The sequence below is a fragment of the Paenibacillus sp. A14 genome (assembly GCF_036864815.1).
In the GTDB taxonomy this organism is placed as follows: Bacteria; Bacillota; Bacilli; order Paenibacillales; family Paenibacillaceae; genus Fontibacillus; species Fontibacillus sanfengchensis.
The window spans coordinates 1-14,940 of record NZ_JBAGJD010000004.1 but is presented as its reverse complement, the minus strand read 5'-3'; the positions used below and the strand labels follow the sequence as shown (position 1 = coordinate 14,940).

The following is a 14,940-nucleotide window of genomic DNA, read 5'->3' as shown; positions in this document are numbered from 1 at the left end:
GTGAAGCATTAAATCTGCTTTCTTCCCTGCAATTCGCGCCAAATCCGTTTGTTGCTGTACTGTTTGTCCGTACTGATGTCCGGCCCGAACCATGCGGGAGGGACAAAACGCGTCGCTTCTTCCTCTGAGCCGAACTCGACTTCCAGGACCGCCATCTGGATCTGGTGATAGCTGTCAATTTCAACCTGGATGCCGTTCCACAGGGCTGTAAGCCGTTTTTTGACCAAAGGAACCGCGCGGCGAATATGGATCATCTGCTCGTACAGCCCGGCGGAAATATCGTATTCGATCTCCTCGCGCGCCAAGCCGAAGCCCCGTTTGAAGGTATGCGTATAGGTTACCTCGCCGGTGCCGAGATCCTTGATTTTTCTCACTCTAAGCTCCTGGTCTCCATCCAGGGCCAGATAGGTTTGGTCAATCACCTGTTCTTTCAGGACCTGGATCGCGCCTTCCTCCAGCAGCGTTTTCGGATACTCCGGAAGCAGAAATTTCCGTTCGATTTCGAGGGCCATGCTTCATTCTCCTTACTCTGGGATTCTGTATCCAGTTTATCACACATTACCGGTGGGCGACGACCTCAGAAACATAAGGGGGTGGACGGGCGAATGGGTGAATGGATGAATGGCACTCCATGGTCCGGAAAACATCTAACGGAAATAGGAGCGGCTATTTTTGCAAAAAAGGCAGATTTCAAACTTTAACGGAAATAATAGCCGCTATTCGGACAAAAATGGCCCGTTTTAGTGGTGATTGCAGAAAATAGGCGCTACCAGTTCCGTTAGAATCGGGGAAAACGCTTTTTGGACAAAATAGCGTCTACTGCTTCCGTTAAAATTCCGGCAGATGGAGGGGGAGATGGAGGGGGAGATGGAGGGGGAGGCTGAGGCGAAAGCAAAAAGAGGTCATCCGAAAGAAATAGGAGGCCGCCTCATGAAAACCCAGAAAGCTCGCCGTCAAGAATGGATCACTCTCATATGGGAATTACAAAGCCAGTGGACTTACTAAGACTGCGTGGTGCTCCACTAATCAATTTACGTTGCATACGCTAAAGTACTGGCTTCGCAAATTAAAAGGGACGTCATCCAACGTTTCCACCAAATCCCGCCCCCGGCCTTCATCCCCCTCTCCGTGGGTGACACCGCAAGTGTTGCAGCCCATGCTACACCGCTCATCATCCCTGTCGGGGAAGTGAGCATCGAGCTTCGGACCGACTTTGACCCTCGCCCGCTTCGTGAAGTCGTTCAGGTCCTTCGTTCACATGCTAACGCTGCCTGGCACGCATACTGTCTATCTAGCTTGCGGATCGACGGATCTACGTAAATCCATTGACGGACTTGCCGCCCTTGTTCAGCAAGGCTTCGGTCTCGCCTCGTTCTCTCCAGCTCTGTTCGTATTCTGTAACCGTGAGAAGAACAAGCTCAAGATTTTGCAATGAGAACATAGCCTCGCCTCCGCTTATATCGTGCTATTCGATTACCGGCCAACCCGATACGGCGAGAACCCACGCGCTTTTCTCAGGGATTCGCGGGCTACTTGCATGTGGACGGTGGCACGCTTCTCAGGTGCTGGGCGCATGCGAAGACTAGTAGCACTATCTATAGTGTGATCGAGACGGCAAAAGAAAACGGGCTAAATCCGAACAAATATCTAAACTACTTGTTTGAGCAACTACCGCAGCTCGAGCATCCGAAAAATTCGGAAGCGTTGAATCGTCTGCTTCCGTGGTCGGTGTCGTTACCGCTAACCTCCCGAGTGTTTATATCTTAATACCAGCATAGTCCGACCCCCGTCCTTGAACAAAGGTAGGGGTTATTTGGCACTTAAATATAAAAAAGTTGGGACTGTTCTAAAGTCTTAAAATCGTATAAATTTCTTAAATCTTGGGATATTTTCGAGTCATCAATCGTGTTGTAATCAGGAGGCGAGTAAATGGGAAACAATTCTTTATTGCGTACGGATAAAGAATTGGCTGAACTCTATCAACGGCATGTCGATCAAGTTTACAGGCTGAGCTATATCTATTTGAAAAATCCCGTTGATGCAGAAGACGCTGTTCAATCTGTATTTCTAAAACTGATCAAATCTCAAATGGTTTTTTTAATGACCCCGAGCATGAAAAAGCATGGCTAATTGTAACCACTAGAAATTACTGCAAAGACATTCTTAAAAACTGGTGGAAAACCCGTCGCGTGGAATTAGACGCTTTACCGGAATTTTCTTCTTGGAATAGCGATGAGCCATCGGGGAAGGTGCTTACAAAACTGCTTTCTCTTCCCGAAAAATACAAAACCGTTTTATATCTCTACTATATAGAGGAGTACTCGGTAAAAGAAATCTCGGAGATGTTAGGACACAAAGAAAGTACGATCCAAACGCAAAAAGAAAAAATGTTTCAGAACATTTTGACGCAAAGCCAGAACGAAAACACAAGGCGCAGAGGACTTCCTCCTATGAAACACGTAAGATCTGCAGTATTGGCTGCTGTGCTGATGGTTTGTTTAACTACAACAGCTTTTGCAGCGGCATACTTGGGAATAGATGAAACATTTTTAAAATTTCTTAATCCAGTCAATCATGAGCAGGCAGAATATTTGTCAAATGGCGCTTATGTGGTTGACAAACAAGTGGCAAACGAGAAAGGAACACTTACCATTAAGCAAGTTATCGGTGACAGCAATCTGACCTATATCTTAATGGACTTCACTGCTCCGAAAGGCACCGTTTTAAATGCAGCGCGATACCGTTTTATGGTTGACACGATGACGACAGATCAGGACACTCAAAGTTACGGGTTTGAGGTGGTCGACGATGGAAATCCGATTGACAATAAAGTTAGCTTGGTTATGAGAATTATGACCAAAAATTCAATAGCTGGCCAAACCGTTCATTTCAAATTAAAAGATTTACAAGCAGCAGATCCGCTTCCCGGGGTTTTTGAAACGGTCATACCGGGTTCTTGGGAAACTTCCTTTAAGCTGGATTTCAAGGAGTACTCTACGCTTTATCAGATCGATCAAAACATTACCATGTTTGGTTATAGGGCAGTATTAAAAACGATCTCCGTCTCACCCATTTCGATTTCTTTAAAAATTGAAGGTAAATCATTGAAAGAGATTGATGAGGCAGCCGGAAGATTAAGGAAGTCCGATGTAAATGAATTCAAATATTTGGATAACTACCCGATCACGATAAACTATAAAGATGGCACCGCAGAAACGACAAGTATTTTTACCGGATGGACTTTAACGGAATTTGGAGTTCAAATGCTTACGATCAAAACTTTTGAAAATGTTATAAATGATAAGGAAATCGCATCAATCGTATTTTTTAATAAAGAAATTCCGATTAATAACTGAATCTCTACTACACTACTAATGATCTCATTAAATTAAGCGTCAAATTCTCTCCGGCGTGCATAGCATGGCTAGGCGCGCTTGGGTATTTGACTTACCAATAAAACAACAAATCCCCCGCCAGGACAGACCCGGGCGAGGGATTATGCCGTTATTTTAAACCATCACTTTGCAAATGTTGTTCGTGAACTCCACCGGATCCTCCACCGGCAGCCCTTCGATTAGGCGGGCCTGATTGTAGAGCAGGTTGGTGTACAGTCCCAGCTTCTCTTTATCCTGTTCAAAGGCATCCTTCAAAGATTGGAACACCTCGTGGCCGACGTTGATCTCCAGCACTTTGTCCGCCTTGACGTCTTGGCCGCTAGGCATGGCGTTCAGCACCTTTTCCATCTCGATGGAAACTTCGCCCTCGGCGGACAGGCAGACCGGATGAGTCTTAAGGCGTTTGGATGCCTTAACCTCCTTGACTTTGCCCGCGAGCAGCCGGCTCATCTCCTCGAAGAGATCCTTGTTCGCGGATTCGGTCTCCTTGCTGTCCTTATCGCCTTCCTCGGGCTCGATGCCAAGATCGCCGCTCGAGACGGATTTGAAATCTTTGCCTTTGTAGTTGAGGATCATCTTGATCGCAAACTCGTCGATATCGTCCGTGAAGTAAAGGATTTCGTACCCTTTATCCAACACAAGCTCGGTTTGCGGCAGTTTTTCCAGACGGTCTACGGACTCGCCGGCGGCATAGTAAATGTACTTCTGATCCTCCGGCATCCGGGAGACGTACTCGTCCAGCGTGACCAGCTTCTTCTCTTTGGAGGAAGTGAACAGCAACAGGTCCTGGAGCACTTCCTTGTTCATGCCGTAATCGTTGTATACGCCGAACTTCAGCTGACGGCCGAACGAAGCGTAAAATGTTTCGTACTTTTCCCGGTCGTCTTTTAGCACGCTTTGCAGCTGGCTTTTGATTTTGCTCTGAATATTCTTGGCGATCAGCTTCAACTGCCGGTCATGCTGCAGAAGCTCGCGGGAAATGTTCAGGGAAAGGTCTTCGGAATCGACCATCCCTTTCACGAAGCTGAAGTAATCCGGCAGCAGGTCCCCGCATTTTTCCATGATCAGAACGCCGTTGGAGTACAGCTCCAACCCTTTTTCATATTCCTTGGTGTAATAGTCGAACGGCGTCTTCTCCGGAATAAAAAGAATCGCATTGTAAACGACCGCGCCGTCCGCCTTGATATGGATATGCGAAATCGGCTTGTCGAAACCGTACCGCTTCTCCATGTAGAAATTTTCGTAATCCTCGTCCGTCAGCTCGCTTTTGTTTTTCCGCCAGATCGGCACCATGCTGTTGAGGGTTTGCTCTTCCTTCACTTCCTCAAACTCGCCCTCGCTGCCTTCTTTCGGCCGGTGGGTCGTCACATCCATTTTAATCGGGTAGCGGATAAAGTCCGAATATTTCTTAATGATCGACTTCAGGCGGTACTCTTCCAAAAACTCATCGTATTGGTCGTCCTCGGTATTCGGTTTGATCTGCAAAATAATATCGGTCCCGACGTTCGCTTTCTCCGCCTCGTCAATCGCGTAACCGTCCGCTCCGGTCGATTCCCACTTATAGGCTTCCTCGCTCCCCAAAGCGCGGCTGATGACGGTGACCTTGTCCGCCACCATAAAGGCGGAATAGAAACCGACACCGAATTGGCCGATAATATTGTGGCCGTCCTTCGCTTCATTCTCGTTCTTAAAAGCCAGCGAACCGCTCTTGGCGATGATCCCCAGGTTATTCTCCAGCTCTTCCTTCGTCATCCCGATTCCCGTATCGGAAAGGGTCAGCGTGCGGTTGTCCTTATCCACCGTCAGCTTGATGTAGTAATCGTCTTTGTTGAACGTTAAATTCTCGTCCGTAAGCGCCTTGTAGTAAATCTTATCGATGGCGTCGCTGCTGTTGGAAATCAATTCTCTTAAGAAGATTTCCCGCTGCGTATAAATGGAGTTGATCATCATTTCCAGCAATCGTTTCGACTCGGCCTGAAATTGCTTTTTTGCCATGATTGGGCTCCTTCCTTCCAGTGAACAATATATTAGCACTCTAAGAATCCGAGTGCTAACGATCTACTTCTATATTAAATTTCCCTTTTTTTGATGTCAATATCAGGTCATTCAATTCTAGAGATTTCGGCTGGAAATGCCCTTTTTAAGCATACTTTCTATTTTGCCGTATTGTTCTTCGGCATGGGCGAGCGATTTGGACTTCCGCTGCAGCTCCGCGGAGACCCGCCGGCTCCGGTTTTTGACCTCATCGCAAGCCTTCTGTACCTGCCGCACCTGGCTTTGCACGTTGGATTCGCTATAAGAGCGGCCGACGCTGGAACTGACCCTCTCCGCCTCGCCGACCATCCGCGTCGTTTTGGCTTCGATGTCGGAATCCAGCAATTTCAGCTTGGACTGAAGATCGCTTAACCGGGCAAGATTCACCAGCAGCAGTCCGTGGGAAATTTTAGCCATACCTTTGACGACTTTGCCGGCGAACTTCTTGAAGGAATCGGCCGACCCCTTGCCGATCTGCCGGATGCCCTCCTTCGTCAGTTTCCCCAGCCGCTTGACCCCGTCTTTGAACTCGGAGACCTTGACTTTCACCGCATCCTTCACGGAATTGAAGGCGGTGTTCACTTTGTCGCACAGGCTGTCCCAAGCCTTCTTCACCTGCTGAAGCGCCTGTTTGAAGGCCGCGACCAGCTTCTCGGCGAAACGCTTGACGACAAGGGTAATATGCTGCGCAAACCGGGATATGGCCTCGCCGGCTCGGACCGCCGTATTTTTGATCGTCTCGGCCATACTGCGGATTCCGGCCTTCAGCCGTTCCCAGCCTTCCTTCACCCTTTCGGCGAAAGCGGTAAAGGAAGCGGCGATTCGGGCGGCGATTTCCTTGCCTTTCTCGATGCCGTCCTTGATTTTGTTGACCAGGAACTCCCCGGTCTCCCGAACCTTGCGCACCGAGGCGTCGATGAACCGGTTCACGCCTTCCTTCGTTGCCGTGAGGGCCGACTTCACGCCGGCTTTGAACTCGCCCCACTTCGCGGCCAGCTTATCCCGGGTATCGCCGATAAAGTTTGAAACTTTGTCCACCGCGCTGTTCCAGGCATCCCGGACCGCGTTGATGACGTGCTTCGTGCCTTCGACCAGGCTGTTGCAGAAGCTGGTTACTCCCTGCACCACTTTATCCTTAAACCGCATAATGGCCTCGCCGGCCCCTATGACCGTATTCTTGACCTTTTCGCCCATCTCCCGGATTCCGGTGACCAACCGGTCCCAGCCGTCCTTGATCCTCTGGACGAATCCGGTGACGGCCGCGCTGATATGTTGGGCGGTCGTCGATATTTTTGCGGCGATATTGGACATGAATTCCGTCAGTTTGTCCACGATGATATTTTTTAGAATTCCGCCGATCTCGGTCGCCAAATCATACAAGTAGCTGAAGTTTTGTGCATTGATCGCCGCGTACTTCATGAAATCGTCCAGAAAGTATTGGGGGAACACTTTGGCTCCGAAGGAAGTGACCACGAGTCCCAAGAAATCCTTTGCCCCGTCCGCGGCGTTCTCCAGCAAATAATTCCCCACATAGGGAAGCACCTTTTTGATGCTCTCCTTGGTATGCTCCGCGCTCTCCTTGGGGAAACCCTCCTCCCCGCTCTCCAGTAAAGCAAGCAAACCGTCGACCGCGTAGCTGCGGTCGGGCTCCTTCATATTGGCATTCAGGTAAATGGTCAGATCATTGATCAGCGTGGAAATTGCGCTTCGTTCCGCGGGATTACGCAATTCACCGTTTTCTTTCAGCACAATATTCGGCTTGTGATTATTCAAAAAATCGCGCTGTTCATCCGTATCGATATAGAAGATCTTGTCGGACTCGGCAATCGGATTGAGCAGGACGTTGACATAATCCCCCTCCGCGGAGATCGACGTGATTTTATGCCGGTTCGCCGCGATTTCATCCTTGTACTTCTCCAGGAACTCCTTCGAGAACCCCTGTCCGTCTAACGATACGGCCCGGTCCACCTTATCGGACAGAATCGCCACATACTGCGTCTTGTTCCCGCCCTTGGAATGGCCGGTTACGGTAATGTTCTCATAAGGCAGGCTGTTGATATAATCCAGAGCGGCTTTTTGCATTTCCGTATCGGACAAATAGCCGCCCGTCCCGTTGTCGTGCCATTCGTAGTCCCCGGACGTCCCCCGGAACACGACGGTCGCATGGCCTTGGGGATCGACAAACGCGGCGGACCGGTTGCCCGTCTCCAAAATTCTTCCGTCACTGCCGCGCACGGGGTTGCCTTTAGTATCATACGTCGTGCCGACGACGCCATGCTTGAGCTTCAACGACGTTAAGTCCTTATCTTTTTGAATCGCCTTCAGAACCGTTTCCCATTCGCCCCGGTCCATTTGCCCGGGATAGGTTTCTTTGCCGTCCTTGATCGTCTTGCTCTTGTCCAGGCCGCCGCCATGTAAAAGCGAGTCCACGATATCGCCGACGGTTCGATTGTTTTTGTTGGCCACATCATTCAGGTAAATCAAATTATCCAGCAGGGTCAGCTGGCTTTCGGACAGCTCAGCCATCGACGTCGACCTCCCTCCCGTTCTGCCGGATCTTCAGCTCGGGCGTGACCATCACGGACTTGTAGTCGCCTACGAAATACTCGCTGTCATCCGCGGCGTTCAGGGCTTGCAAATCGATGTTCTCATACTTGTCATTGCGGACAACGAAAAGCTGGACGAAGCCGACCAGTTTTTTCTCGCGCATTTTTTTGGCGAGTTCCACCAGGCTTGCCTCCACATCCGCCGGATTCCTCACTGCCTCCTGTTTCACAAAAACAACGGTATCGGAGGAAACAGTCTCCCCCGGGGCATAAATTTCTTCAATTTTCGTCTCCTTGTTCAGCCGATCCGGCAGTACGCCCTCGCCGAAATTGGTATACAGCTTGAACGTACTGTACATTTCTTCAATGAGACCGGACATGGCCGCTTCGTACTCCGGTCTGATATATTTTCCGAAATACCCGTCGCTAATCCGGTAGGAACCATCCTTCATTTGCGTTCCCCAAACTTCGAAAGCATCGCTTTGAGTTCCCTGTTTGGGATAGGCCGACAAATTGTCATAATTGTAGGCGAAGCCGCTCAAAGTAAGGGACACCGGAACGAATTCCTCCCCGTATTTTTGCTGCAAATGAGACAGCATCCGCTCCTTGATCGCTTCCGGATCTCTGTTCCGGTTGGTCTGCGCTTCACTCTTCATACACCCGCTCACTCCCAAAGAAAATATGATCGTCAACAACAGCATTACGGTTCGCATCGCCAGGCGATTCAATGGACATACCTCCTATGTAGGCATTCCGGTGAACCTCGTTCGGGTTCGTTCCGGAACCGTTCTTCATGTTTACCAATCCAACGTGAAATCGGGCATTTGGAGCAGCCGCTCCATATGGCTCGCGATCGCCTGGTCCAGACACGCTTCCAGCTTGGTCTGCTCCCTGTCCAGCAGCTCGTGGATCCGGTCGTAAAATCCCGCCATCCAGGGGGTCACATCAAACTGGCCCTGATCCAGCGAAAAGAGCGCGATTCCCATAAAAATCGTCTGCACGCTGTCAAACGTCCGCTCCACGAACGAGCTGGCCCGAGCCGCATGCTCCCCGGCGATTTCCGGCACCCGGGTATGATAGTCTTCGTCCCCGACCTTCGCAAGTTCCCGGACCATTACTTCACGGTTGGCCGTAAGCACTTTTCCGGCATGCCGTATCGTTTCGTCAACAGAGCGAAGAATCCCTTCCCGGTTCAAGGACCCGATTTGCAAGTAGACGGAATACACGCCCAGATCGGCCAGCAAAGCCCCTTCTTCTTCGGGCCCGGGGAAAAAGATTCCCCAAATGTCCGGCTCCACCGTGCCGGCCCGCTGATAGAACCAGCTGACGAATCGGGAAAATTCGCTCTGTCCGGCAACGACCGGGCTCCCCTCATCATCGAACTCCAGCTTCCGGTAATAAAACGCCTCGTCCTCTTCTTTCAACCCGCTTTGCTGCTTCACAAACACGACTTTTTCCTTACTAGCGCCGACCGGGTCGTCTTCACCGACATAATTGACCGCCGTTCCCGGCAGCTCTTCCTCGCCGGGCGCCCCGAACACAACCGCTTCCGCGCCGAGGATAGCCGCCAGTTCCGCGGCGCGCCAGCCGCCTTGTCCCAGTCCCGTAAAGCTCAGGGCACCTCCGGTGTCGGTGACGCGCTGCAGCGCTGCCGCAAATTCTTCCATGCTATATGTATGGGAAAAAGGGATATCCGAAGGTTCCTGCATAACAACAACCCAACGCTTATGTTCCTTGTGCACAAAAAAATAACGGTCCGGGCGTTCCCCATCACCCTCCCGCCGCTCCCATTCCCAGTCAACCAGGTTCGCCGAGCCTCCGATCTGCTGCGCCAAATCCCCTTGGCCCATCCCCGCAAGCTTCATCTCCAGCTTGGCGGTCAATTCGAGCACGCCTCCGGATTGCTGCGCAGGAAGCAGCCCGGTGCGGGCCAACTCACACAACAATGCATAATCCTTTACGCTCCACATTCCTATTGTCTCTCCCCAATATAAAGATGAAGTTCTCTATTTTTTGTTTTTTTGTTGTTTCAATAGCTCCTCTTTGGCCTTTCTTTCCGCTTCCGCGCGGCGGCGGTCATCCGCGGCCTGCACTTCGCGGGCGAGCCGGTCCAGACCGGTTTCCAGATCGCGAATCTCCGCGTACAGCCGTTCGATTTCGCTGTGCGTTTTGCCGAGATAGTCCTCTTTGAACGCCTGGCCCGCTTTCCCTTTCCACCAGGAAGAGGTCTCGTGCACCGTGGAAACGAACTGTTTCTCCATGCGTTTGAGGTCCGCGTTTCCCTGTGACATTTTTCTGGCGACCGCGCGTATTTCACTTGATGAATACACCCTGATTCCTCCATTGCAAAAAGGTTCGCTCGGAATAAATTCCTTGCACGATTTACCAAACATACTACCTTATACCCCTTGAAATCTCCACTGCCAACGGGGCTGTTTCATGCAAAATATTCCTTTTGTCCTATCTGTCCTATGGAAAAAGTCCTTCTTCCCAGACGCAAGACTCACCGGCTTGCAGACGCGAAAAAGCGGCCTTGGAAGGGCCGCCTGAAGCGCATGGGGCGCGATATAGAGAGATATGTTAAAACGCCGACCTCATCTTCGACAAGAACGCTTGCACCGCGGTCCGGATTTCGCCGGCCGGAGCGCCGGTGACGGCCGAAATGACGGCTACGCCGTCCGCTCCGGCCCGGACCACGTCCCCGGCGCGGACGGCGGTAATGCCGCCGATGCCGACCAAGGGGACGCCGATGCCGAGGGCGCGCAGCTCCGAGAGCAGCCGGGTCCCCTGCACCGGGCGGGCGTCGGCCTTGGACGCGGTCGGATAGATCGGGCCGATGCCCAGATAATCCGCGCCCTGCTCGACCGCGCGCCGCGCTTCCTCCGGCGTATGGGCGGACACGCCCAGCAGCCGGCGGCCGCCGATCCGCGCGCGGACCTCCCCGGCGCTTTCATCGTCCTGCCCGATGTGCACCCCATCGGCCCCGATCCGCAGGGCCAGGTCCACATCATCATTGACGATGAAAGGCACGCCTTTCCGGCGGCAGGCGGCCTGCAGCCGGAGGGCCAGGGCGAACCGCGCCTCGCCGGTGCGTGCGCCGGGGCCCTTCTCCCGGAACTGGACCAGCGTCACGCCCCCGGCCAGCGCTTCCTCCACGATGTGCAGGGGATCGGCGTCAGCGCAGTTGGGAGTGCCGACGACCAGGTACATGCGCAGCAGCTCGCGCATGCGGTCCGGCCGTATCCGCGGTCCGGCCGCTGCGCCGGTCATAGCAGCACCTCTTGGCGCCGGCGGTACGCCCAGTGATTTGTCGGGCCATGCCCGTGCCCGAGCTCCAGGCTGTCCTCGATCGCCGCCTGAATAAACGCCCGGGCCGTACGCACGGCTTCCTGCAGTGCGGCTCCCTTCGCCAGGGCGGCCGCCAGCGCCGCGGAGAACGTGCACCCTGTTCCATGGGTATGCACCGTGTGAACCCGGAGGCCGACCAGTTCGGTAAAATGGCTTCCATCATACACTAGGTCGACCACCTCCACCCCTGACGGGGAGGAGGACCGGGATGTCCCACCGCCTTCAGCGTCCCGCTCGTCGTGCCCCCCTTTGATGACGACGATTTCCGGACCCATCGCGCGGATTCGCTTGGCCGCTTCCCGCCGCTCCTGCATTGTGCGGATCGGCAGCCCGGACAACGCCTCCGCTTCCGGAATATTCGGCGTCACCACCTGGGCGAGCGGAAGCAATTCTTCGCGCAGGGCCGCGACCGCTTCCTGCTGCAGCAGCGTTTCCCCGCCTTTGGCGATCATCACGGGGTCGACGACGACGCGCTTCCAGCGAAACCGGCGGATTTCCGCGGCCACCGCCCGGATGATCTCCGCGTCGAACAGCATCCCCGTTTTCAGTGCGTCCACGCCAAGGTCCGAGCCGACCGCCCGGATCTGCTCGGCTGCCGCCGCCGGGGGCAGCGGGTAAACCCCGCTGACGCCGAGCGTGTTCTGCACGGTGATCGCCGTAATGGCCGACATGCCGTAAACGTCCAGTTCCTGGAACGTTTTCAGGTCGGCCTGGATGCCGGCGCCCCCGCCGCTGTCCGAACCGGCGATCGTCAGCGCCTTGGGAATGCGGGAGAGGCCCTCCTTCATGGCCGGCCTCCGGCGGACGCCGTCTCGATCTCGCGGACAGCGGCATAGCCTTTGAGCGAATGCGGATGCAGCTTCGCCAGCTCATCCAGGAAGGCGGTCTGGAAGCTGCCCGGACCGAGGGAGGCCGTCCTTTCGGCGGCACGGGCGGCCGCCGTGCCGTAGAAGGCCAGCCCCGCCGTACCGGCCAGCATCAGGTCCTTCTCGACCGCCGCGAACGCGCCCAGCACCGACGTCAGCAGACAGCCCGTGCCGGTCACCTGCGTCATCAGCGCGTCTCCGCCGCTGATGATCCGGCACGAGCTTCCGTCGGTGATCACGTCCACCCGGCCCGTGATGACCACCACGGTCCCCAGGGCTTTGGCCGCCCGTACCGCCAGGGGAACATTGTCCTGGCTCTCGCTTTCCACGGCGTCCACCCCTTTGATCTCGCGGGCCTCCCCGATCAGGTTGGCGATTTCCGACGCATTCCCCCGCACCAGCGAGACGTTGACCTCACGCAAAATGCGCTGTGCCGTTTCCGTCCGGAACTTCGTCGCCCCTACGGCGACGGGGTCGAACATCACCGGCACCCCATGCTCGTTTGCGGACCGTCCCGCCAGGATCATGGCGTCGATCAGCCCCGCGTTCAGCGTGCCGATATTCAGCACCAGCGCGTCGGCGATTTTGGCCATCTCCGCCACCTCTTCGGACGCGGAGGACATCACGGGCGATGCGCCGACCGCATAAAGTCCGTTTGCCGTAAAGTTGGTGACGACTTCATTGGTCATGTTATGCACGAGCGGCTTTCTTTTTTGCAAACGGGTCAAGACATCCGACAATTCCTTTTCCAACAAACGCATAGAAGACATCCACCTTTCTATTCCTCGCGAATTTGATCGTTAACCGACTCCCGGGTTTGGCGTCTACATCACCGCGGCCTTCATCGGCACCGGCCACTCCTCCACCTTGAAGGCCATATCCCAGAACAAATATTCCAACTGGCAGCTGTACCAAAAATGCTCCTTCATCCGCGCACGTTCCTCCGGACTGGCTGTCTCCGCCCAGGCATCGACCCGCAAGCGCATCAACTCCGTCGCCTCGCCGGCCAGGCTGCCGTAGAACCGGATCCACTCCCCGAACGGATGGGATAGATCGGGCTTCACTTCCTCCATCAACCGCTGACCGATTTCCAGATAGGTCCACGGGCAGGGCAGCAGCGCGGCCATGATTTCCCCCAGGCTGCCTTGATGGGCTACCGTCAGCATATGTTTGACGTAATGGTCCGCCGACGGGGCCAGAGAGAACCCCTGAACCTCCTCGAACCTTACGCCGGCCACCGCGCAAAAATTTCGATGCGGATGGACCTCGCTGTGCAGTATGAAAGAAATCTGCTCATGAAACATCGCGATATCTTCCCGGCTGGAACACTTGGAAATCGCGATGCCGTAAACCCGCATGTACGCATTCAAATATTCAAAGTCCTGCTTCACATAATGAATCAGCTGTTCCCTGCCCAGCGTTCCTTCCGCGATTCCTCTCACGAAGGGATGGGCAAAAATCGCTTCGAACAATCCATCCGCCTCCCGGCGAAGCTCCTCGGTAAACCGCATTCCTTTCCACCTCCTATTGATGTTGAAATGAAGACGGAAGTCCCGGGAGCTCCGCCTGGTTGTTTCCGAGGACACCAAAAAAGCCGCCCCGGAAACGGAGCGGCTTCACCCAAAAAAAGCGTCACCCGGCACCCGCCTGAGCGGTGCGCCATCGCTTTTGATATGACCGACTCCACTTTCCTACGCTAGTACGAACTAGATCAGGTTCAAAGGGTCCAAGATATCCTCTTGTCTCAGCCGCTGACGGCTCCCCTAGTGGACTTCCTATTCATTTGCTTCTACTGTACCTAGGTTTGCCAAATCTGTCAAATCCTTTGAGCCAGTCTATCCGCCTTTGATCCCTATGGTGAGCCTGTTTCCCTGCAATAGCGGACTTTTTGGGCGTTACTTTTTTCAGCAAACAAGCCTAGCATGGCATTAAACAATTTAATCTTAATCACGAACAAATTTGTCAGCGGTCAGCTTCTCTTTGAAGTAGGGCTGATGAATAAGTGCCTTAAACGGCTCTATTTTGTCGAATTCAGCTGGGTGATGTGAAATAGTGGCTTTTCAGGGGCTTATTTTTGGGAAAAGGCAAGGCAAACCCTGATTTTCGGGACCCTTACCAGTCCAATAAGGCCCTTTTTGGCCGCTATGAATCCCGCGAAGCCGAATCGGGCCGAAACAGCGTCCCAAAAGGCCGTTAATATCGGCGGACGGCTAGGGAAATTGCGGGGCGCCAGCTCCTGCTCGCCACGTAACTTCTTAAGGCGGCGAATTAGTCTCAAGATGGGCAGCACCATGTCAGGGTCTGATGCAACGTTTGCTTCAATACCGTCGACCAGGATTCCGATTTACGTCAGAGTACGAGTTCCCGGCATATATTTGTCCTTCGGTCCTACGTTCGTGGTCTACACCCATCCTGAGAAAGTTCCAGCGAAAGTAAATTCCTGCAAATCTGCAGGAATTTCTCTCGTAATAAGCTACTTAAATAAAATTCCTGCAAATCCTCTAAGGCCCCCTAATTAAACTGGAGTCTCCCTGCCCAATAATTTAAACTTAGGACAAAGGGAGATGATCGGTATGGGAAAAAGGTTGAATGAAGAAAAACGTTTAAAAGTTGTGAAAGAAGCCATGGCAGGTGTTAAGGTGGGGGTATTGGCTCGAATGTACGACGTCCACCCTGAGACTGTCCGTAGTTGGATTAGAGATCATCGGGACTCTATTTCGCCTGAAGAAATTCCTGCGGCAGACGAACATG

General features: G+C 53.4%; 15 protein-coding genes, 1 pseudogene and 1 riboswitch. Of the genes and pseudogenes, 6 read left to right on the top strand and 10 right to left on the bottom strand.

Translation table 11 applies throughout. From position 1 onward, the window contains the following. Positions 1-8: 8 nt before the first annotated feature. Positions 9-512: a CYTH domain-containing protein gene (locus tag V4U88_RS11430; RefSeq protein ID WP_334073399.1), complete on the bottom strand. Its 504-nt coding sequence runs from the start codon at positions 510-512 to the stop codon at positions 9-11. Between the two features lie 524 nt (positions 513-1,036). Here V4U88_RS11430 and V4U88_RS26990 point away from each other — a divergent pair. From V4U88_RS26990 to V4U88_RS11410, 5 genes and pseudogenes are all read left to right on the top strand, one after another. Continuing rightward, a complete protein-coding gene (locus V4U88_RS26990; protein WP_442951883.1) occupies positions 1,037-1,192 on the top strand; it encodes a hypothetical protein in 156 nt (51 codons plus the stop codon). A 66-nt stretch (positions 1,193-1,258) separates the two neighbouring features. Further along, on the top strand, positions 1,259-1,435 hold the full coding sequence (gene tnpB / locus V4U88_RS26985) for an IS66 family insertion sequence element accessory protein TnpB (protein ID WP_442951887.1): 177 nt from the start codon (positions 1,259-1,261) through the stop codon (positions 1,433-1,435). Between the two features lie 140 nt (positions 1,436-1,575). Further along, a pseudogene (locus V4U88_RS11420) lies at positions 1,576-1,767 on the top strand (transposase domain-containing protein); the annotation flags it as partial. Between the two features lie 162 nt (positions 1,768-1,929). Then, on the top strand, positions 1,930-2,130 hold the full coding sequence (locus V4U88_RS11415) for an RNA polymerase sigma factor (RefSeq protein WP_334073397.1): 201 nt from the start codon (positions 1,930-1,932) through the stop codon (positions 2,128-2,130). Positions 2,131-2,189: 59 nt separating this feature from the next. Then, a complete protein-coding gene (locus tag V4U88_RS11410; protein ID WP_334073396.1) occupies positions 2,190-3,356 on the top strand; it encodes a sigma factor-like helix-turn-helix DNA-binding protein in 1,167 nt (388 codons plus the stop codon). A 153-nt stretch (positions 3,357-3,509) separates the two neighbouring features. Here V4U88_RS11410 and htpG read toward each other — a convergent pair whose 3' ends face one another. From htpG to tenA, 9 genes are all read right to left on the bottom strand, one after another. After that, on the bottom strand, positions 3,510-5,390 hold the full coding sequence (gene htpG, locus V4U88_RS11405; RefSeq protein ID WP_334073395.1) for a molecular chaperone HtpG: 1,881 nt from the start codon (positions 5,388-5,390) through the stop codon (positions 3,510-3,512). A 117-nt stretch (positions 5,391-5,507) separates the two neighbouring features. Continuing rightward, positions 5,508-7,955 (bottom strand): Mbeg1-like protein, encoded by a 2,448-nt coding sequence (locus V4U88_RS11400; RefSeq protein WP_334073394.1) that lies wholly within the window; start codon positions 7,953-7,955, stop codon positions 5,508-5,510. After that, complete coding sequence (locus V4U88_RS11395) at positions 7,948-8,703, bottom strand: hypothetical protein (protein ID WP_334073393.1); 756 nt, start codon at positions 8,701-8,703, stop codon at positions 7,948-7,950. Before V4U88_RS11395 ends, V4U88_RS11400 begins: the two co-directional genes overlap by 8 nt. A 69-nt stretch (positions 8,704-8,772) precedes the next feature. Then, a complete protein-coding gene (locus tag V4U88_RS11390) occupies positions 8,773-9,945 on the bottom strand; it encodes a hypothetical protein (RefSeq protein ID WP_334073392.1) in 1,173 nt (390 codons plus the stop codon). 36 nt (positions 9,946-9,981) lie between these two features. After that, entirely contained in the window at positions 9,982-10,305 is a 324-nt protein-coding gene (locus tag V4U88_RS11385) for a WXG100 family type VII secretion target (RefSeq protein WP_334073391.1), read from the bottom strand. Positions 10,306-10,555: 250 nt separating this feature from the next. Beyond that, the gene (gene thiE / locus V4U88_RS11380) at positions 10,556-11,203 is read right to left on the bottom strand and encodes a thiamine phosphate synthase (RefSeq protein WP_442951882.1); all 648 of its coding nucleotides are present in this window, start codon (positions 11,201-11,203) and stop codon (positions 10,556-10,558) included. A 38-nt stretch (positions 11,204-11,241) separates the two neighbouring features. Further along, complete coding sequence (thiD, locus tag V4U88_RS11375; RefSeq protein ID WP_334073389.1) at positions 11,242-12,111, bottom strand: bifunctional hydroxymethylpyrimidine kinase/phosphomethylpyrimidine kinase; 870 nt, start codon at positions 12,109-12,111, stop codon at positions 11,242-11,244. Next, the gene (thiM, locus tag V4U88_RS11370) at positions 12,108-12,950 is read right to left on the bottom strand and encodes a hydroxyethylthiazole kinase (protein WP_334073388.1); all 843 of its coding nucleotides are present in this window, start codon (positions 12,948-12,950) and stop codon (positions 12,108-12,110) included. The genes thiD and thiM overlap by 4 nt, the downstream gene beginning before the upstream one ends. 63 nt (positions 12,951-13,013) lie before the next feature. Next, positions 13,014-13,700: a thiaminase II gene (gene tenA / locus V4U88_RS11365; protein WP_334073387.1), complete on the bottom strand. Its 687-nt coding sequence runs from the start codon at positions 13,698-13,700 to the stop codon at positions 13,014-13,016. Positions 13,701-13,860: 160 nt separating this feature from the next. After that, positions 13,861-13,964, bottom strand: a riboswitch (TPP riboswitch). 789 nt (positions 13,965-14,753) lie between these two features. Here tenA and V4U88_RS26980 point away from each other — a divergent pair. Next, positions 14,754-14,940: helix-turn-helix domain-containing protein (locus V4U88_RS26980; protein WP_442951881.1), on the top strand; the 187-nt coding region annotated here is incomplete at its 3' end.